Source organism: Nocardioides pymetrozini, assembly GCF_046058985.1.
Classification (GTDB): domain Bacteria; phylum Actinomycetota; class Actinomycetes; order Propionibacteriales; family Nocardioidaceae; genus Nocardioides.
Genome location: NZ_CP175556.1, coordinates 4,018,798 through 4,037,855 on the forward strand (window position 1 = coordinate 4,018,798; position 19,058 = coordinate 4,037,855).

Consider the following 19,058-nt stretch of genomic DNA (forward strand, 5'->3'; position numbering starts at 1 on the left):
AACTGTGGACAACGGCATCGACATTCGCGTTCCCGACATCGGCGACTTCTCCGACGTACCCGTCATCGAGGTGCTCGTCGCCCCGGGCAGCGTCGTGCGCGCCGAGGACCCGCTCATCACCCTGGAGACGGACAAGGCGACGATGGAGGTGCCCTCGCCCGTCGACGGGACGATCGTCTCCGTCTCCGTCGCGGTGGGCGACAAGGTCAGCCAGGGCAGCGTGATCGCGGTCGCCGAGACCGCGGCCGAGGAGGCCGCACCGCCCGCGGAGCCGGCGCCGGTCCCGGAGCCCGCCGCGCCGGCAGCCCCGGTCGCGCAGCCGGCCCCGCAGCCGCTCGCGCAGCCGGTCGCGCCGGTCGTCGTACCCGAGGCGGCCGAGGGGACGGTGACCGCCGGCCGCGACGGCCTCCGCGCGACCCCTCTCGTCCGCCGCCTCGCCCGCGAGCTCGACGTGGACCTGGCCGCCGTCTCGGGCAGCGGGGTGAAGGGCCGCGTCACCAAGCAGGACCTGCTGACCCACTACGACCGCGGCGTCGCACCTGCTACCAGCGGCTCCCCCGCAGGCGCGGGAATCCCGCCCGTCCCCGAGGTCGACTTCGCGAAGTTCGGCCCCGTCCGCAGGGTCCCGCTGTCGCGGATCAAGAGGATCTCCGGCCCGCACCTGCAGCGGTCCTGGCTCAACGTCCCCCATGTGACCCACTGCGACGAGGCCGACATCACCGACCTCGACGCCTACCGACGCGAGCTCGACGAGGCCGCGAAGGCCGACGGCTACCGGGTCACCCTGCTCAGCTTCCTCCTCAAGGCCGCCGCCGCGACGCTTCGCAAGCATCCCGAGGTCAACAGCTCGCTGTCGGGCGAGGAGCTCGTGCTCAAGGACTACGTCAACATCGGCGTCGCCGTGGACACCCCCGACGGGCTGGTCGTGCCGGTCGTGCGCGAGGTCGACCGCAAGGGCATCCTCGAGATCAGCCGCGAGCTGGCCGACCTGTCCGCACGGGCCCGCGACGCCAAGCTGACCGGCGCCGACCTGCAGGGGGCGACGTTCACCATCAGCAGCCTCGGCGGGATCGGAGGCACCGCGTTCACGCCGATCGTCAATGCGCCCGAGGTGGCCATCCTGGGCGTCGTACGCTCGAAGACGTCGCCGGTGTGGGACGGCGAGTCCTTCGTGCCGCGCCTGATGCTGCCGCTGTGCCTGTCCTACGACCACCGGGTCATCGACGGAGCGCTGGCGGCACGCTTCACCGCCCATCTCGCTCACCTCGCCGCCGACGTACGCCGACTGGCGCTGTGACAGTGGTACAGAGAATGACACAGTGAACGCCGCCCGCTGACCCGCAGGAGTGCCGATGTTCTCGAAGGTTCTGGTCGCCAACCGTGGCGAGATCGCGATCCGGGCCTTCCGGGCCGCCTACGAGCTCGGCGCGGGCACGGTCGCCGTCTTCCCCTACGAGGACCGGGGGTCCGAGCACCGGCTGAAGGCGGACGAGGCCTACGAGATCGGGGAGCGCGGGCACCCGGTGCGCACCTATCTCGACCCCGACGCGATTGTCGCCGCGGCGGTCGCCGCGGGCGCCGACGCCATCTACCCCGGCTACGGATTCCTGTCGGAGAACCCCGCGCTCGCCGAGGCCTGCGCCGCCGCGGGCATCACCTTCGTCGGCCCGTCCGCGGAGGTGCTGACGCTCACCGGCAACAAGGCGCGCGCGATCGCGGCGGCGAAGGCCGCCGGGGTGCCCACCCTGGCGTCGGTCGAGCCGTCGACGGACGTCGAGGCGCTGGTGGCCGCGGCCGAGTCGATCCCGGCACCGCTCTTCGTCAAGGCCGTCGCGGGTGGCGGCGGGCGCGGCATGCGCCGGGTCGACGACCGGTCCCAGCTGCGCGAGGCGATCGAGACCTGCATGCGCGAGGCCGAGGGCGCCTTCGGCGACCCGACCGTGTTCATCGAGCAGGCCGTCGTGGACCCCCGGCACATCGAGGTGCAGATCCTCGCCGACGGCAGCGGCGAGGTGATCCACCTCTTCGAGCGCGACTGCTCCGTGCAGCGCCGCCACCAGAAGGTCGTCGAGATCGCGCCGGCGCCGGGCCTCGACCCCGACCTGCGGGAGCGGATCTGCGCGGACGCCGTGCGCTTCGCCCGCGAGATCGGCTACTCGTGCGCCGGCACCGTGGAGTTCCTCCTCGACCCCTCCGGCAGCTACGTCTTCATCGAGATGAACCCGCGGATCCAGGTCGAGCACACGGTCACCGAGGAGGTGACCGACGTCGACCTGGTCCAGGCCCAGCTGCGGATCGCCTCCGGCGAGACGCTGGCCGACCTCGGGCTGACCCAGGACGCGGTGCGCCTGCGCGGGGCCGCCCTGCAGTGCCGGATCACCACCGAGGACCCCGCGAACGGCTTCCGCCCGGACACGGGCACCATCACGGCGTACCGCTCCCCGGGCGGGGCCGGCGTCCGCATCGACGGCGGGACGACCTTCACCGGCGCCGAGGTCAGCCCGCACTTCGACTCGATGCTCGCCAAGCTGACCTGCCGCGGGCGCACGTTCGAGGACGCCGTGGCGCGGGCGCGGCGCGCGGTCGCGGAGTTCCGGATCCGCGGCGTCGCAACGAACATCCCCTTCCTGCAGGCCCTGCTGGACGACCCCGACTTCGCGAACGCGGCCTCCGGCGCCGTGACGACCAGCTTCATCGAGACCCACCCCCAGCTGCTCACCGCGCGCGCGTCGGGCGACCGCGGCACCCGGCTGCTCACCTACCTGGCCGACGTCACCGTCAACCAGCCCCACGGCGTCGTACCGGTCTCGGTCGCGCCGATTGCCAAGCTGCCCGAGGTGGACCTGGCCGCGCCGGCCCCGGACGGGTCGCGGCAGCGCCTGCGCGAGCTCGGCCCCGAGCGGTTCGCCGCGGAGCTGCGCGCGCAGGCGCCGGTCGCCGTGACCGACACGACGTTCCGTGACGCCCACCAGTCGCTGCTCGCGACCCGGGTGCGCACCCACGACCTGCTCGGCGTCGCCGGCCACGTCGCGCGGATGACGCCGCAGCTGTGGTCGCTCGAGTGCTGGGGCGGTGCGACGTACGACGTGGCGCTGCGCTTCCTCAGCGAGGACCCGTGGGACCGGCTGGCGCGGCTGCGCGAGGCCGTGCCCAACATCTGCCTCCAGATGCTCCTGCGCGGACGCAACACGGTCGGCTACACCCCCTACCCGACTGCCGTCACCGATGCCTTCGTCGAGGAGGCGGCCGCGACCGGGATCGACGTCTTCCGCATCTTCGACGCGCTCAACGACGTCGAGCAGATGCGCCCGGCCATCGACGCGGTCCGGGCCACCGGGACCGCTGTCGCCGAGGTCGCGCTGTGCTACACCGGCGACCTCTCCTCGCCCGCGGAGGAGCTGTACACGCTCGACTACTACCTGCGCCTAGCCGAGCGGATCGTCGACGCCGGGGCGCACGTGCTCGCGATCAAGGACATGGCGGGACTCCTGCGGGCGCCCGCGGCCCACGCCCTCGTGACGGCGCTGCGGGAGCGCTTCGACCTGCCCGTGCACCTGCACACCCATGACACCGCGGGCGGCCAGCTCGCCACCCTCACCGCTGCGATCGCCGCCGGCGTGGACGCCGTCGACGCGGCCACCGCCTCCATGGCCGGCACCACCTCGCAGCCGCCGCTCTCCTCGCTGGTCGCTGCCACCGACCACGCGGAGCGCTCGACCGGCCTCTCGCTCTCGGCCGTCAACGCGCTGGAGCCCTACTGGGAGGCGGTCCGCCGGCTCTACGCACCGTTCGAGTCGGGACTCCCCGCCCCCACCGGGCGCGTGTACCGCCACGAGATCCCCGGCGGCCAGCTCTCGAACCTGCGCCAGCAGGCCATCGCACTCGGCCTCGGCGAGAAGTTCGAGCAGGTCGAGGACATGTACGCCGCCGCCAACGACATCCTCGGCCGCGTACCCAAGGTGACCCCGTCCTCGAAGGTGATCGGCGACCTCGCCCTGGCGCTGGTCGCCGCGGGGGCCGACCCGGCGGCGTTCGCGGCCGACCCGTCGTCGTACGACATCCCGGCGTCGGTCATCGGCTTCCTGCACGGCGAGCTCGGCGACCCGCCGGGCGGCTGGCCCGAGCCCTTCCGCAGCAAGGCCATCGAGGGCCGGTCCTGGACCCCGCCCGCCGAGACCCTCTCGGCCGAGGACGAGGCCGCCCTGGCCGCGGGCTCGTCCGGGCGCCGAGAGACGCTCAACCGGCTGCTCTTCCCGGGCCCGACCCGGGAGTTCGCGGAGGCACGGGCGAAGTGGGGCGACCTGTCCGTCGTACCGACGGCGGAGTTCCTGTACGGCCTGCAGCCCGAGACCGAGCACGCGGTCGACATCGACGAGGGCAAGCGGCTGCTGGTCGAGCTCGAGGCGATCAGCGAGCCCGACGAGCGCGGCTACCGCACCGTGCTGGCACGGCTCAACGGCCAGATCCGGCCCATCTCGGTGCGCGACCGGTCGGTGTCCGCCGAGGTCGCCGCAGCCGAGAAGGCCGACCCCGCGCAGCCCGGCCACGTCGCCGCGCCCTTCCAGGGCGTCGTCACCGTCGTCCTCGCGGAGGGCGACGAGGTCGCCGCGGGCGACACCGTCGCGACCATCGAGGCGATGAAGATGGAGGCCTCGATCACCGCCCCGGTCGCGGGCGTCGTGAAGCGCCTCGCCATCGCCGGCACCCAGTCGGTCGAGGGCGGTGACCTGGTGGTCGTGCTCGACTGAGCCGTCGGCGTACCCCGGCGCAGGGATGCAGTCACCCCGCGCCCCTCGATCCGGCCGGTCGCCCTGCCTTTCCCTTCCCTCCTGCCCACCGCCGCAGACAGTCCAGGACCCACCCCGGCGGCTCTCGAAGGGGTTGATCGCCAGCGGCGACGCGAGACCTGCGATCTCTCGCGCCTGTGCGGCCCCCTTGCCCCGGACGGTGTGCACATCCGCGACGAAGGTGTCGGCGTCCATCCCGTGACGCAGCGCCGAGTCCGCGACGCACAGCGCCAGGTCGAAGGGCAGCCGCCGCGCACAGTCCACCACCGTGCGCCGCTGGGAGGTGACGAGGCCGGACTCGTCGCGCAGGTCACCCCACACCCGCTCGACATCCGTCGCCGTCGCGCCGCGCGAGCGGTGGTCGAACATCACCCAGGGCCGTGCGGGCGGCGCCGGCACCTCCCACCGGTGGGCGACCGCGGCGCTCAGCACCGCCACCCGACCGCCCAGCTCCACCGCCCGGCGAAGGTCCCGCTCCAGCTCCGGCAGGCGATAGCGACTGCGCCCCGCACGCACGATCGTCCCGGACCTCTCGGCGCGGTCGACCCGGCGCCGCGAGGTCAGCGCGACCAGGCGGCGTGCGAGAGGCAACGCCCCCGAGCGTCGCCAGGGCCTCGGCCGGTTCCATCGCGCCACCGTGCCCGATGCAAGCCGGCCGGCGCGCACCCCCTCCACAGGGGCGGCGGGGCTCAGTAGTACCAGGGGAAGCGCGGCACGCTCAGTGGCTGCACGTGGTCGATGACGGCACTATGCGGCTGACCTGCGGAAACGTGGTTGACGGCGTTGGTCGTCGACGGGCTCTGACGACTCTCCTGCCACGTTTTTGCCACGCGCCGGGCCACGTTGTCAGCCCTCTTTCGAATCGTGATCGGCGCTGAGCGCGGCCTCCCAGTTCTGGCCGCCGTGGAACACGCCGACGACGTTGACCACGATCTCGCCAGACGACTCGTCTACCTCGTAGGCGACGAGCGTCCGCTTCTTGTAGGTGGTCGTCCGCATCCCCGGCCGTACGTCGTCGCGCGGACGACCGGAGAGCGGGAACTCCAGAAGCCCGTCGATGTGCTCGAGGATCGCCGAGACGAAGCGCCGAGCAATCTCAGCGGTCGCGTTCTTGGCGATCCAGTCGTCGATCTCGTTGAGTTGCCGTTCGGCTTCCGGAGTGAGGTTGATCCGGCCCGTCACGAACGGGCGGCCCACTTGGCCTCGAAGCGGGCCCGAACATCCTCAGCCGGGATCGCTCGGGACGGGTCAGCCTTGAGGGCGTCGTACGCCGCAGCCGCTTCGGTGCGCAGCCATGCCTCCGCTGCTTGGTCGAAGGCCTCGCCAGGGTCCACCGATTCGAGCAACCGAAGTGCCAGGCGCCGACGCGCGTCAGCGGGCAGAGACATCCCCGCCTCGAAGGCCTCCGACTCGCTCATAGACATGTGTTGAGTCTACGCTCGACCGGCGACGTGCGCCCTCAGAGCAGCCGCAGGACCACGTTGTCCTCGGCCTCCGACCCGCCGGGTCCATGGCGCTCGATGATCTCAACGAGCCAGTCGAAGAGCGTGGTTCCCTCGACCCTCCTTGCCGCTTCCAGCTCGGCTGTCAGCCTCGGGACGTTCGAGGGATGACACCGCGCGATGGTGTCCTCGAGCCAGTGGATCGTCGCCGGCCATCCGAGCGCTTCCCGCGAGCGCTGCGAGTTCAGCCATCGGAAGTCGAAGCCCCCGTCGGGAGTACCGCAGCCGCCCCTCAGGATGTCGTTGAAGGCATCCAAACTGCTTGCCACGCATCTGCCACGCACTCGGCCATAACAGGCCCCTGACCTGCGCAAACGCGCCAGATCAGTAGTACCAGGGGTACGGCGACCAGTCCGGGTCCCGCTTCTCGAGGAACTGGTCGCGTCCCTCCTGTGCCTCGTCGGTCATGTAGGCCAACCGGGTGGTCTCGCCGGCGAACAGCTGCTGGCCGACGAGGCCGTCGTCGAGCAGGTTGAAGGAGTACTTGAGCATCCGCTGGGCGGTGGGGCTCTTGCCGTTGATCAGACGGCCCCATTCGAGGGCGGTGGCCTCGAGCTCGGCGTGCGGGACCGCGCGGTTGGCGGCGCCCATGCGGACGGCGTCCTCGGCGGAGTACTCCTGGCCGAGGAAGAAGATCTCGCGGGCGAACTTCTGGCCGACCTGGCGGGCGAGGTACGCCGAGCCGTAGCCGCCGTCGAAGGAGCCGACGTCCGCGTCAGTCTGCTTGAAGCGGGCGTGCTCGGTGGAGGCGAGGGCCAGGTCGCACGTGACGAAGAGGCTGTGCCCGCCACCCGCCGCCCAGCCGGGGACGACGCAGATGACGATCTTCGGCATGAACCGGATCAGGCGCTGGCACTCGAGGATGTGCAGGCGGGCGAGCTTGGCCTTGTCGATCGGGCTCGGCTCCTCGGCCCCGGTGTCGGTGGAGCCTGCCGCGACGTCCTCGTACTGGTAGCCCGCCCTGCCGCGGATGCGCTGGTCGCCGCCCGTGCAGAACGCCCACTTGCCGTTCTTCGCGCTCGGACCGTTGCCGGTCAGCAGGACGCATCCCACGTCGGCCGACTGCCGGGCGTGCTCCAGCGTGCGCAGGAGCTCGTCGACGGTGTGCGGCCGGAAGGCGTTGAGGACGTCGGGTCGGTCGAACGCGATCCGGACCGTGCCGTGGGCCTTCGCGCGGTGGTAGGTCAGGTCGGTCAGGTCCTCGAAGCCGGGGACGACGTCCCACTGGCTCGCGTCGAACGTCTCGCTCACGCCCTCGATCGCACTCATGGGCCGAACGCTAGTCCCTCCCGGCCACCGGGCTTGACCTTGCCCCTGGGGGCAGGCTCTACCGTCGGTACGTGCTGATCAAGGACCTCGCCGAGCGCGCGGGCGCGAGTGTGAAGGCGGTGCGCTACTACGAGTCGCGCGGCCTGCTCGCACCGGCCCGGGCCGCCAACGGCTACCGGGAGTACGACGACGCCGACGTACTCGTCGTACGCGAGATCCGGGCGCTGCTCTCCCTCGGCCTGACCGCCGACGAGACCGTGCCGTTCGTCGAGTGCCTGCGCGCGGGCAACGACCGCGCCGACGTGTGTCCCGCCTCGCTGGACGCCTACCGGCTGCGGATCGCCGAGATCGACCGACGCATCGAGGAGCTCAGCCGGCTGCGCGGCGAGCTGTCCGGGCTCCTCGACGACGCCGAGAGCTACCGACCCCAGGAGGAGCCATGACCCTGCAGGAGATCACCGACGCCGACTTCGAGCGCGAGGTGCTCGGATCCGACGTACCCGTGCTCGTCGAGTGGTGGGCGGAGTGGTGCGGCCCGTGCCGGCAGCTCGCGCCGGTGCTGGAGCGGCTCGACGAGGAGCGCGGCGACACGCTGCGGGTCGTGCGCATCAACCAGGACCTCGAGCCACTACGCGCCGCGGAGCACCGCGTGCTCGGGCTGCCGACGATGATCCTGTTCCGCGACGGCTCGCCCCTGCTGCAGCTCGCCGGCGCGCGCACCAAGGCGTCGATCGAGCGGGCCGTGGACGGCGCGCTGGAATAGGGGCACCCGAGCCCGGCCTTGAGAAGGACATGACCCTTCAAGGTGAGTACGAGCCCAGCAGCCAGAAGTGGGTCCGCGACCAGGTCGCGGCGTACGAGGCGTCGGGGGGCCGCGAGGCCAACACGCTCCAAGGCAGCAAGTACCCCATCGTGGTGATCACCTCGGTCGGTGCCAAGTCCGGCAAGCTGCGCAAGAACCCCGTCATGCGCGTCGAGAAGGACGGCGTGTACGCCGCCATCGCCTCCAAGGGCGGCGCGCCGGACAACCCGAGCTGGTACGCCAACTTCCTCGCCCATCCGCTCGTCGACCTGCAGGACGGCCCCGAGCCGAAGCCGTACACCGTCCGACTCGCCGAGGGCGAGGAGCGCCAGGAGTGGTGGGACCACGCGGTCGCGACCTGGCCGACCTATGCGTCGTACCAGGAGAAGACGGACCGGGAGATCCCCGTCTTCCTCCTGGAGCCCGCCGACGCCTGAGCCCCACCACCCACACCTCGGGGCCCCACAACTCACACCTCGGGGCCCCACAGCTCACACCTCGCGGTCAGGTGTTGGCGATGGTGACGGCGAGGCCGCAGAGGTGGCCGAGCCGGGCGATCTCGGAGTCCGCGAACTCGGGGCCGCCGCGACGGCCGATCACGACGATCTCGTTGCCGTCGAGGCGGGCAGCGGCGAACAGGGTGATGTCGTCCTCGGGCACCTCGAGCCGGGTGGGCGCCTCGATCTCGACGAACTCGACGTCGTCGGGGGCCGCGCTGGTGCCATAGACGACGCCCTTGGCGCGGTGCACCCGCGCGGCCCAGTCCACCCGGAAGGTGGCGGGCAGCAGGTCGATGAGCTTGTCGAAGGCGCCGCCCGGCGAGGCGGTCAGCTCCTCGACCGCCTCGAGGTCCATCACGAGGTTCCCGCCGGCCGGGTAGCGGCTGATCCAGAGCACCTCGACGCCGTCGAGCGCGTTGCAGGCCGAGACCACGGAGTCGGGCATCATGCCCTGGTCGATCTCGAGGAGCACGTCGTCGACCGCCGTGCCGTCGTCGCGCTTCTCGACGATCTCGATCGCCTCGATGTCGCCGCCCGCCATACCGATGGCCGTCGCGACGCGACCCAGCGAACCGGGGACGTCGGGCAGCAGCACGCGGAGCAGGAACGGCATGGTCTCGACACTAGCCCGATGACATTTCGCCACGGTTGCGGGCCCACCGCTTGGGCGCGGAGCGCGCGGTCCGCTCGGGACCGCCCCGGCCTCAGTCCGCGTCGGGGGCGAGGCGCCGGCGCAGGCCGGTGGCGCGCTGCGCGGTCGTCGTCACCGCCGCGCGCACGGCAGCCTCCGAGCCCACCACCAGCAGGCTCTCGCGGGCCCGGGTGACGGCGGTGTAGAAGAGCTCGCGAGTGAGCAGTGGCGAGTCCGGCTCCGGCAGCAGGACCGTCACCTCATCGGCCTGGCTGCCCTGGCTCTTGTGCACCGTCATCGCGTGCAGGGTCGCGATGTCGCCGAGCCGGGACGGCGCGAACCGGGTCAGGGCGCCGTCGGCCATCACCACCCGCAGCCGCGGGCCGGAGCCGGGCCCGGGGTCCTCCGGATCGACGTCCGGGTCGAGGACCGTGACGCCGGTGTCGCCGTTGAAGAGCCCGAGGCCGTAGTCGTTGGCCGTGACGAGCACCGGCCTGCCGGCGTACCACTCCTGGCCCCAGGCGGTCCCGAGCGGCGAGCCGACCGCGTCGCCGAGCCAGCGCTCCACCTGACGGTTCCAGTGCTCGACGCCCCACGGTCCCTCGCGGTGGGCGCAGAGCAGCCGGTGCTCTTCGGCGACGGCGACGGCGCGCGCCGGGTCGCGCCCGGTCGCAGCGCCGCGGACGGCGACGGCGTGCGCGGTGAGCCGCTCGCGCAGGCGGGTCAACGCCACCGGGTCGGCCGGATCGGCCAGCCGGACGTCGGGGCGACCGGACCTCAGCTGAGCGAGGACGTCGTCGGGCCGGGCTCCCCGCAGCGCCTGGGCCAGCTCGCCGATGCCGCTGCCGAAGCGGTGGGTCGTTGTCAACGAGGCCACGGCGCTCGGCGTGCGACGCGCCAGTCCCGCGACCAGGTCGGCGAGGACGGCGCCCGCCTCGACCGACGCCAGCTGGTCGGGGTCGCCCACCAGGACCAGCGTCGTCTCCGGCCGCACGGCCTCGAGCAGCCGGGCCATCATCGTCAGCGACACCATGGAGGTCTCGTCGACGACGATCACGTCGTGCGGCAGCCGGTTGCCGCGGTGGTGGCGGAAGCGGTTCCGCGAGCCGGGGCGCCAGCCCAGCAGGCGGTGCAGGGTCGAGGCAGTGAGGCCCGCGAGGCGGGAGCGGTCGTCGTCGGTGAACCTGTCGGCCCGCTGCACGTCCTCGACCGCCTCCTGGAGCCGAGCGGCGGCCTTCCCGGTCGGCGCGGTGAGCGCGATGCGGAGCGGCCCGCGCTGGTGGGTGAGCAGGGCCAGCAGGCCGGCGACGGTGGTCGTCTTCCCGGTGCCCGGTCCGCCGGTGAGGACGGTCGTGCGCTGCCGGGCCGCCGCGAGCGCGGCGGCCCGCTGCTCGGCGTACCCCTCGCCGGGGAAGAGCCGCGCCGCGGTCGCCTCGAGCGCGGCGGGGTCGGGGACCTCGGGGGACGGACCGTCCAGCCGCGCCACGAGGTCGTCGTGGACCTGCTGCTCCTCGCGCCAGTAGCGGTCGAGGTAGACCATCCCGCCGTCGACGCGCACCACGGACTGCGCGGCCAGCGGGCTGGCCGCGACCCGCTCCAGCCAGCCCTCACCCGGCCACGGAAGCTCCGGTCCGTCACCCTCGCCACCCGCGCGCAGGCTCGCCGGGTCCATGCACACCGAGCCGTGCCGCGCCGCGCGTACGGCGAGCGCGACGGCCAGGCGCACCTCGTCGTCGGTCTCGCCGGCGAGCGCGGCGGTCCGCGTCGCCACATGGACGTCGGCCGCGGTCAGCACCCCCGCCGCGTTGAAGGTCGCGAGCAGCCCCTCCGCGCCGCGGGCCAGGCGGGCGTCGGCGGGGTCGTCGCTCTCCCAGGGCTCGATCACCGGCGCCCCCCTCCGTCGAGCAGCTCGGACAGTGCGGTGACCAGCGCGGCCGGCGGCTGCCACGAGAACACGCCGGCCGGGTTGCCGTCGGTCACCGGCGTCTCCGGACCGGCCATGCCCCGGAGGTAGAGATAGAGGACGCCGCCGAGATGGCGCTGCGGGTCGTAGTCGGGCAGCCGCCACCGCAGGTAGCGGTGGACCACCACGGAGTAGAGCAGCGCCTGCAGCGGGTAGTGCGAGTGCAGCATCGCCTCGACGAGTCCCGCGCGGTCGTAGTCGGCCACCGTGCCGGGGGTGCCGGGCGCGCCCAGACGGTTGGTCTTGTAGTCGACGACGAGGAAGCGCGGGACACCCTCCGGCCCGGGCACGCGCAGGACCACGTCGATGGAGCCGGAGAGGTAGCCGCGCAGTGCCTGGTCACCCAGGAGGGGCTGCTCGAGGCGGTCGGCGTACGGCAGCAGCGGGTCGTCGGCGGGGAGGTGGTGACGGAGCAGTGGCGCCATCTCCCGCAGCCGCGGCTCGGCGCCCTCCGGGGGCGCGGCAACGTCGCCTCCGGCCAGCGGCAGCTCGAAGTCCAGCTCACGCAGCCGCTCGCGCAGCGGGATGTCGGCGAGGCTCAGCCCGGGCGCCAGCGGACCGAGCGGGGTGTGCAGCACGGGGACGAGCGCGGCCGCGACCGCAGCGGGCTCGGCGGGGACGTACCACCAGCGCAGCTGCTCGGCCACGTGCCGCTCCAGCTCGGCCGCCAGGTCCGAAGCCTCGGGGTCGGCATGCTCCAGCACCGCATGCACCAGCGAGCCGAAGGTCGCACCGGCGGGGAGCTCGGCCATCGGCGAGACGAGCCCGTCCGGCACGCTCGGCTCCTCGAGCGGCACCGGCTCCTCCTCGGCGTCGGGCTCGTCGTCGCGGCCGACGGTCTCCGGCTCGCTCCCTACGCCGGGCGCCTCCTCCTCGACCCGGATCAGCCCCGAGTACGAGGTGCGCCGCCACTGCGTGTCGACGACGCGGTCGAAGCGGCGCGCCTGGAGGACGCCGGGCTCCTGCGCGTCGGCCGACGTCGTGGCGTCGGCGATCTCCGCGACCTCGGCCACGGGTCCGCCGAGCTGCTCGATCAGCCCGAGCACCCGCGCGGCGTAGGCGTCCTCGCGCACGTCGATCTCGGGCGGAACCTCCGCGACGCCGGGCTGGCGGCCGAAGAGCAGCCGGTGCAGCCCGCCCGTGCGCGTCGTGGTGGTGGGCGCCCACCACGTCACGACCTGGGACTGGGCGCGGGTGAGGGCGACGTAGAGGTCGCGCAGCTCCTCCCCGAGCTCCTCCGCCTCGTGCCGGCGGACGTGGCCGGCCCAGGTCGCCCCGGCACCGGCGACGTCGAGGGTGCGTCGACCCCGCTCGTCGTGGAAGCGCGCGACGTCCACCGGGAAGCTGAAGTGCTGGTAGGCGAAGGGGAGATAGGTGACGGGGTACTCCAGGCCCTTGCTCCCGTGCACGGTGACGATCTGCACGGCGGCCGCGTCGGAGTCGAGCCGGCGTGGCCGCTCGCTGGCGCCGGTGCGGCGGCGCTCGTCGCGGAACCACTCGAGCAGCGCGGTCAGGCCGAGCTCCTCGCGGACCGAGACCTCGTGGAGCAGCTGGCCGAGATGGCGCAGGTCGGTCAGCAGACGCTCGCCGTCGGCGCGGCCCAGCAGACGCGGCGTCAGCCCACGCTCCTCGGCGGCCTCCACCAGCGCCGCGACGCCACGCCCGCGCAGCAGCAGCGCCCAGCCGCGCAGGACGTCGGCCACCCGCGCGGTCAGCCGCTCCCCCTCCCCGTCGAGGTCCGCCACGGTGTGCCCGAAGAAGCTGGTCAGCGCCGCGGCGCGGACCAGGCCGGAGCGGTGCGGTGACTCCAGCGCGGCGAGCAGCGTCAGCCATTCCTCGCCCGCGGGCGTGAGGAAGACGTCGCCGCCGCCGGCCATGACAGCGGGCACGCCGCGGGCCTGGAGCGCGCGCTGGACGAGCAGGCCGTGGTCGCGGATGGCCACGATGACCGCGACCTGGCCGGCCTTCAGCTCGGCGCCGTCCCAGCGGGGGCGGGCCGCCAACAGCGCCGCGATGTCGGCGGCGCAGTCGTCGGCGATGAAGGCGCGGGCGTCCTTGGCCGTGATGAGGCCCGCCTTGGTCAGGGAGAAGCCGGTCCGCGGCACCCGGCGGACGCGGAAGGGCGCGGCGACCGGAGCTCCCTGGAGGCGGGAGCCCGGGTGGCGCGCCGCCACCGGTCGTACGACGATCTCCGGGTCGCCCAGCGCGGCTCCCTCGAGGGGCACCAGCAGCCGGCGGACGAGCGCGTCGTCGCTGCGCCAGTTGGTGCCGAGCGTGGCGCGGGTCGTGGCCTTGCGGGCGGCCGCGAGATAGGTGACGACGTCGCCGCCGCGGAAGCCGTAGATCGCCTGCTTGGGATCGCCGATGAGGACCATCGCCGCATGTCCGGAGAAGGCGCGGTCGAGCACCTCCCACTGGACCGGATCGGTGTCCTGGAACTCGTCGACGAGCACGATCCGCCAGCGTTGCCGCATCCGGCTGCGCGCGGGGGCCTGCTCGTCGGCGAGGGCGGCGGAGAGCCGGCTGAGCAGGTCGTCGTACGACAGCACGCCCAGGCGGCGCTTCCGGCGCTCGACCTCGGCGCGCACGGCTCCGGCGAACTCGATGCGGGCGACGGCGTCCGGGGTGGCCTCCGGACCGGGCTCCGCGAGTCGGGCCTGCGGATCCCCGACGGCGGTGCGCGCCAGGGCGAGCGCGGCGTCCCGGCCGAACGGGGGGCTCTCCCGGCTGCCGCCGAAGCGCTGGAGGTAGAGGTCGTCCACGGTCTCGACGACGAGCTCGTCGAGCGACTCCACCAGGGTGGCGCCGGCGTCGGTGTCGCCGGCGACGCCGAGCGAGCGGAGCACGAGCTGGCAGAACTGGTGGGTGGTGGCGATGGTCGCGGCGTCGAAGGAGGCCAGCGCGTCCCGCACCCGGCGGTGGCGCCCGGCCCGCTCGTCGGGCTCGGCGAGCAGGTGGGCGAGCAGCGCGTTGTCGCGGTCGGCGGACTCCGGGTCGGCAAGGGCGCGCTCGGCCTCGACGAGCTGGCCGCGCACCCGCTCCCGCAGCTCCTGGCTGGCGGCGCGGCCGAAGGTGATGACGAGCATCTCGTCGAGCTCGGCGACACCCTCGGCGACGTAGCGGGTGACGAGAGCCCCGACGGTGAACGTCTTCCCCGTGCCCGCGCTGGCCTCGAGCAGGGTGGTGCCCGTCGGCAGCGGCCCGGTGAGGTCGAAGGGCTCCATCACGAGCTCACCAGCTCCCCTGCTCGGCGAGGATCAGCGGCGTCCACACCCGCAGCGCCAGCGCGCCGAACCGGGTCGGCTCGTCCGGGTGCTCCTCCCCCGGCCCGGGCGGCTCCTCGAGCCCGGGGAGCGGTGCGCCCGGCCCCCACGCGCGGACCTGCTCGACGTCGGAGCACTCGCCCGGGAACCGGCCGTCCTGCCAGTCCCAGCCGGCCTTCTTCAGTGCCTCCTCCTCACTGGCCCGGGTGCGGCGCATCCGCGCGTAGGCCAGCGAGGACTTGAGCGGTAGGGGCAGGGGAGCGCACAGGCCCCGGTCGCGCAGTGCGACGAGGTCGGCCAGCACGTCGCGGGCGGTGTGGTCGAGCGGACCGAGCTGGGACTGCGCGAACAGGGTGTGGGAGCGGCTGTTGGTCGGCCGCCCCAGCGCCCGCGCCGTCCACGCGCGGTCGGGGTCGTGAGCCGCGAGAGCCGTCAGGAGCAGCCAGGTCTGGAGCCGATGGCTGGCCCCCAGCCGGCTGTAGGTGACCGGGACCAGGCGGTCGCCGTACACCTCGGGGACGGTGCCGCGCAGCCGGCGTCCGCCGCCGAGGTCGACGTCGATGTCGACGGCCTCCGGCGGGCGGGTCCGCAGGCGCCGTGCCTCGTCCGCGATCGGTTGGGCGCGGGTGACGATGTCGCGGAGGATCCGCCAGCCGAGCCACCCGGGCGGCAGCACGCCGCGCCGCCACTCCTGCTGGCGGGCCTGGTCCGGATCCATGCCGGCGACCAGGTCGCGCAGCACGCGGTCCCCGACGGACCACTGCGCGAGGCTGTCGAGCTCGACCGGCAGGCCGTCGGACAGGGGCTCCTCGTCGCGCGGCAGTGCCAGGTCGAGACGGTCGCGGAAGAAGGCGCGGACCGGCGAGCGCCAGAAGGCCAGCAGGTCGTCCAGCGACACGTCGGCGCCCGGAGTGGTGGGCAGCGGCGCGGCCAGGAGCGCGGGCGGCTCGGTCCGCGGCCCGGCCGCGGCGCGGGCTCCGGCGAGGGCGCTGCGGTCGAAGCTGAAGGGGCGATCCGGCACCAGCGCGCCGGGCGTCACGTTGCGGCGGTCGAACGGCTGCAGCGGGTGCCGTACGACGACCGCGTCGGCGACGCTGCCGCCGTCGGCGGTCGTGGCGGTGCGGTCGAGGGCGTCGAGGAGCTCGCCCAGCGGAGAGGCCGGCGGCCGCGGCTGGCCGCTGTACTCGTTGGCCCCGGTGTAGGTGACGACGAGGGTCTCGGTGGCGGCGAGCAGGGCGTCGAGGAAGAGCTGACGGTCCTCGCTGCGCAGGTCGCGCTCGCCGGTCATCGGGTCCCGGGCCAGCACGTCGTCGCCGTCGGTCACGCCCACCCGCGGGAACACGCCGTCGTCGAGCCCGACCAGCGCCACGACGCGGTGGGGCACCGAGCGCATGGGGACCATCGTGCAGACGGTGAGCGTGCCGGTGCGGAAGTTGGCCCGGGTGGGACGTCCGGCGAGCCGGTCGGACAGCATCGCGCGCACGTCGGGGAGCCGGAGCGGGTCGTCGCCGCGACCGGCGGCCTGGGCGACCTTGGCGAGCTCGCGCTGGACCTGGCCGGTCTGCCAGGCCTCGGTGCTCGGCACCGCGGTGAGCTCGGTGACACCGGCGTGGATCACCCGCAGCCAGTGCTCGAGAGGGTGCACGCCGGTCAGCTGGTCGGTCGCCGTCCGCAGCCGGTGGACGAGCTCGGCGAGCCGTCCGGCGAGGTCGATCTCGCCGCTGCCGACGTCGTCGAGGGGCAGGGTGCGGTCCAGCCAGCTGCCGGCGTCCTCGGACATGGCGACGCCGGCCAGCAGCCGGTCGAGGCCGAACTGCCAGGTGTTGGCGGGATAGGCCTGCAGGCCGTAGTCGGCACGGTGCTCCTCGTCGAAGCCCCACCGGATCCCGGCCTCGCGGGCCCAGTCGCCGATCAGCTGGAGGTCGTCGTCCCGCAGGCCGAAGCGACGCCGGACCGGCTCGAGGTGGGCGAGGTCGAGGACGTCGCCGACGCCCGCGCGCCCGCCGGCGAGGTCGAGCAGCCGCGCGGCCACCGCCAGCAGCGGGTTGGTGCGGTCGAGCGCCCGGTCGGCCAGCCGCACCCGGAGGCGATGGGCCGGGTGACGGTCGTCGGCCGCGGGAGCGCCGTCGCCGCCCAGGTCGCCGAGGCCGAACCCGGCGGCCACCAAGGGCGCATAGGCCTCGATGTCGGGGCAGAGCACGAGCACGTCGCGCGGCTCGAGGGTCGGGTCGTCCTCGAGCAGCCCGAGCAGCACCTCACGCAGCACGTCCACCTGGCGCGCCGCGCCGTGACAGGCGTGGACCTGGACCGAGCGGTCCTGCGCCGGGTCCCAGACGCGGGCCGCGGCGTCGCCGAGGCGGTTGGCCCGGAGGTCCTGCTGCAGCCAGCCCAGCAGCGACCCGCGCGCGGACGGGGCCGGCAGAGGGAGCGGCTCGTCCAGCAGGTCGACCGCGGCCAGGGTCCGCTGCAGCTCGCGGACGTCGCGCCCGAGGGTCGCCAGCAGCGGGTGCGCGGCCGCATCGTGGGAGCGGTCGGACGCCCGCGGGACCGGGCCGTCGGCGACCCGCTCGCTGAGGGCGTCCCACAGCGACGGGGAGGGGTGCGGAAGCCACAGGTGCACCTCGCGGTGCTCGCCGAGCGCACGCAGCAGGGTCACCTCGGTGACCGGAAGGCGGGTGTGGCCGAACAGGGAGAGCCGGTCCGGCAGGTCGAAGTCCTCCGGGGACCCGTGCAGCCGCTCCAGCGTGGCGGCGTGGCGCCGGTGCGGCGCGGGCGCGTCGACCCGGCCAGCCAGGCGCCGCCACAGCTCGGGCTGCCACAGCAGGTCGTCGGGCAGCCCTCGCCCGCAGCCGTCGGTGTCGCGACCGTCCACGCGGACGCCGTCCGCCCAGTCCTCCAGCAGCGAGGGCCGCTGCACGGCGTACGACGCGAACAGGCGCGCGAGACGCTGGGCGAGGGCGAAGCGCCGGCCCCGCCGAAGGTCCGCCTCCTCCCCGTCGGAGCCCTCGTCGTCGAGACCGTGCCCGATGTGCCGGGCGAGGGGGCGGGCCCACGGCTCGTCGAGGCTCTCGTCGACCGTCCGCAGCAGTGGCCACACGAGCGCCTCCGGCGCCCACGGGTCCTCGTCGCGGGTGCCGACGACCTCGGCGAAGAGCGACCACGGCGAGCGGAAGTCGACGCCGGCGCACACGCCGTCACCGCCGGCCGGGCCCGTCCCCAGGCGGTGGGACAGCCGCTGGCTGAGCCATCGCTCGACCCCCTTCGCCGGCACGACCACGACCTCGCTGGCGAAGGGGTCGGCCAACGGACTGGCGAGCTGCGCGCCGAGCTCGTCGGCGAGCAGGTCGGTCCGCGCGGCGCGGTGGAGGTGAAGAGCCATCGGGGCCGAGGCTAGTGGTTGGGTCCGGCACGTCCGCGCCGCGATCGGCCCGGACGCCTCAGCGGAGCAGCGCGAGCGCGTCGGCCGAGGCCGTGCCCGGGGCGGCGGTGTGGGTGAGCAGTCGCTGTCCGTCGCTGTCGGGCAGGTGCAGCGCCTCGTAGTGCAGGTCGAGGTCGCCCACCTGCGGGTGGTGCAGGCGCTTGGTGCCGCTCGAGCACAGCCGCACGTCGTGCCGGGCCCACAGCCGGGCGAACTCGGGACTGTTCATCGACAGCTCGCCCACCAGCTCGGCGAGGAGCCGGTCGTCCGGGTACTGCGCGGCGACGTAGCGCAGCGAGGCGACGGCGAGCCCGGCCTCCTCGGACCAGTCCCGGTGGAGCTCACGGGTGTGCGGGTCCAGGAACAGCAGGCGCATCAGGTTGGGCCGGCTCGCGGGGTCCGCGGGAGCCGCCGCTGGGAGGTGGCCCGCCAGGAGCGCCCGGCCGAGGGGGTTCCACGCCAGGATGTCGTTGCGGCGGCCCAGCAGCAGGGCGGGCACGGCCTCCATCGAGGCCAGCAGGGCGACCGCTCCCGGGTTCGCGGTCTCGGCGCGCGCGGCCCGGCGCCGGGTGGCCGGCGTGGGGCGGGCCAGCTCGAAGAGGTGCACCCGCTCGGCGTCGTCGAGGTCCAGGGCGCGGGCGAGCGCCTCGATGATCGCGTCGCTCGCGTTCGCGGACTGCCCCTGCTCCAGGCGGGTGTAGTAGTTGACCGAGATCCCGGCGAGCTGCGCCAGCTCCTCGCGCCGCAGCCCCGGCACGCGGCGTGTCCCCCACGTCCGGATCCCCGCCGCCTCGGGCGTGACGGCGTCCCGGCGGCTGCGCAGGAAGTCGCCGAGCTCGTTGGCGGCGCGGACCTGCGGGCGGGAAGGAGGCACCGGTCCAGTGTGCCGGACCCGGCACGCCCGTGGGTGCCCCTGTCAGGGG

At 74.0% G+C, this 19,058-nt stretch carries 14 protein-coding genes; 5 read left to right on the forward strand and 9 right to left on the reverse strand.

Going from position 1 to position 19,058, the window contains the following annotated elements:
* Positions 1-4 precede the first annotated feature (4 nt).
* Positions 5-1,297 carry a 2-oxo acid dehydrogenase subunit E2 gene (locus ACJ5H2_RS19665; protein ID WP_408897126.1) on the forward strand — a complete coding sequence of 431 codons (1,293 nt, stop codon included), beginning with the start codon at positions 5-7 and terminating at the stop codon, positions 1,295-1,297.
* Positions 1,298-1,352: 55 nt separating this feature from the next.
* On the forward strand, positions 1,353-4,748 hold the full coding sequence (locus tag ACJ5H2_RS19670; RefSeq protein ID WP_408897127.1) for a pyruvate carboxylase: 3,396 nt from the start codon (positions 1,353-1,355) through the stop codon (positions 4,746-4,748).
* 885 nt (positions 4,749-5,633) lie between these two features.
* Here the strand turns inward: ACJ5H2_RS19670 and ACJ5H2_RS19675 are convergent.
* From ACJ5H2_RS19675 to ACJ5H2_RS19690, 4 genes are read right to left on the reverse strand one after another with little or no spacing between them, the layout of a single operon-like run.
* Complete coding sequence (locus ACJ5H2_RS19675) at positions 5,634-5,984, reverse strand: type II toxin-antitoxin system RelE/ParE family toxin (RefSeq protein ID WP_408897128.1); 351 nt, start codon at positions 5,982-5,984, stop codon at positions 5,634-5,636.
* A complete protein-coding gene (locus tag ACJ5H2_RS19680; RefSeq protein ID WP_408897129.1) occupies positions 5,966-6,211 on the reverse strand; it encodes an addiction module protein in 246 nt (81 codons plus the stop codon). The genes ACJ5H2_RS19675 and ACJ5H2_RS19680 overlap by 19 nt, the downstream gene beginning before the upstream one ends.
* Positions 6,212-6,246: 35 nt before the next feature.
* On the reverse strand, positions 6,247-6,558 hold the full coding sequence (locus ACJ5H2_RS19685; RefSeq protein WP_408897130.1) for a hypothetical protein: 312 nt from the start codon (positions 6,556-6,558) through the stop codon (positions 6,247-6,249).
* Positions 6,559-6,613: 55 nt separating this feature from the next.
* Entirely contained in the window at positions 6,614-7,558 is a 945-nt protein-coding gene (locus ACJ5H2_RS19690; protein ID WP_408897131.1) for a 1,4-dihydroxy-2-naphthoyl-CoA synthase, read from the reverse strand.
* 71 nt (positions 7,559-7,629) lie between these two features.
* On the opposite strand from ACJ5H2_RS19690, the gene ACJ5H2_RS19695 reads away from it, so the two are divergent.
* Genes ACJ5H2_RS19695 through ACJ5H2_RS19705 form a run of 3 tightly spaced genes read left to right on the forward strand, consistent with a single transcriptional unit; the run spans position 7,630 to position 8,797 of the window.
* Positions 7,630-8,001 carry a MerR family transcriptional regulator gene (locus ACJ5H2_RS19695; protein ID WP_408897132.1) on the forward strand — a complete coding sequence of 124 codons (372 nt, stop codon included), beginning with the start codon at positions 7,630-7,632 and terminating at the stop codon, positions 7,999-8,001.
* The gene (locus ACJ5H2_RS19700) at positions 7,998-8,321 is read left to right on the forward strand and encodes a thioredoxin family protein (RefSeq protein ID WP_408897133.1); all 324 of its coding nucleotides are present in this window, start codon (positions 7,998-8,000) and stop codon (positions 8,319-8,321) included. The genes ACJ5H2_RS19695 and ACJ5H2_RS19700 overlap by 4 nt, the downstream gene beginning before the upstream one ends.
* Before the next feature lie 29 nt (positions 8,322-8,350).
* Positions 8,351-8,797: a nitroreductase family deazaflavin-dependent oxidoreductase gene (locus tag ACJ5H2_RS19705; RefSeq protein WP_408897134.1), complete on the forward strand. Its 447-nt coding sequence runs from the start codon at positions 8,351-8,353 to the stop codon at positions 8,795-8,797.
* 67 nt (positions 8,798-8,864) lie between these two features.
* On the opposite strand, the gene ACJ5H2_RS19710 is transcribed toward ACJ5H2_RS19705, so the two are convergent.
* The 5 genes from ACJ5H2_RS19710 to ACJ5H2_RS19730 form a co-directional block, all read right to left on the reverse strand.
* Complete coding sequence (locus ACJ5H2_RS19710; RefSeq protein WP_408897135.1) at positions 8,865-9,473, reverse strand: ACT domain-containing protein; 609 nt, start codon at positions 9,471-9,473, stop codon at positions 8,865-8,867.
* Between the two features lie 91 nt (positions 9,474-9,564).
* Complete coding sequence (recD, locus tag ACJ5H2_RS19715) at positions 9,565-11,376, reverse strand: exodeoxyribonuclease V subunit alpha (protein WP_408897136.1); 1,812 nt, start codon at positions 11,374-11,376, stop codon at positions 9,565-9,567.
* On the reverse strand, positions 11,373-14,678 hold the full coding sequence (locus ACJ5H2_RS19720) for a UvrD-helicase domain-containing protein (protein WP_408897137.1): 3,306 nt from the start codon (positions 14,676-14,678) through the stop codon (positions 11,373-11,375). Before ACJ5H2_RS19720 ends, recD begins: the two co-directional genes overlap by 4 nt.
* Before the next feature lie 7 nt (positions 14,679-14,685).
* The gene (gene recC, locus ACJ5H2_RS19725) at positions 14,686-18,096 is read right to left on the reverse strand and encodes an exodeoxyribonuclease V subunit gamma (RefSeq protein ID WP_408897138.1); all 3,411 of its coding nucleotides are present in this window, start codon (positions 18,094-18,096) and stop codon (positions 14,686-14,688) included.
* 58 nt (positions 18,097-18,154) lie between these two features.
* Complete coding sequence (locus ACJ5H2_RS19730) at positions 18,155-19,009, reverse strand: helix-turn-helix transcriptional regulator (RefSeq protein WP_408897139.1); 855 nt, start codon at positions 19,007-19,009, stop codon at positions 18,155-18,157.
* Positions 19,010-19,058: the final 49 nt, after the last annotated feature.

Bases quoted from the DNA above. Each gene is read 5' to 3' on its own strand.
- ACJ5H2_RS19670 (WP_408897127.1), top strand. From the start codon at position 1,353: ATGTTCTCGAAGGTTCTGGTCGCCAACCGTGGCGAGATCGCGATCCGG.
- ACJ5H2_RS19680 (WP_408897129.1), bottom strand. From the start codon at position 6,211: ATGTCTATGAGCGAGTCGGAGGCCTTCGAGGCGGGGATGTCTCTGCCC.
- ACJ5H2_RS19690 (WP_408897131.1), bottom strand. From the start codon at position 7,558: ATGAGTGCGATCGAGGGCGTGAGCGAGACGTTCGACGCGAGCCAGTGG.
- ACJ5H2_RS19700 (WP_408897133.1), top strand. From the start codon at position 7,998: ATGACCCTGCAGGAGATCACCGACGCCGACTTCGAGCGCGAGGTGCTC.
- ACJ5H2_RS19705 (WP_408897134.1), top strand. From the start codon at position 8,351: ATGACCCTTCAAGGTGAGTACGAGCCCAGCAGCCAGAAGTGGGTCCGC.
- ACJ5H2_RS19710 (WP_408897135.1), bottom strand. From the start codon at position 9,473: ATGCCGTTCCTGCTCCGCGTGCTGCTGCCCGACGTCCCCGGTTCGCTG.
- ACJ5H2_RS19720 (WP_408897137.1), bottom strand. From the start codon at position 14,678: ATGGAGCCCTTCGACCTCACCGGGCCGCTGCCGACGGGCACCACCCTG.
- recC (WP_408897138.1), bottom strand. From the start codon at position 18,096: ATGGCTCTTCACCTCCACCGCGCCGCGCGGACCGACCTGCTCGCCGAC.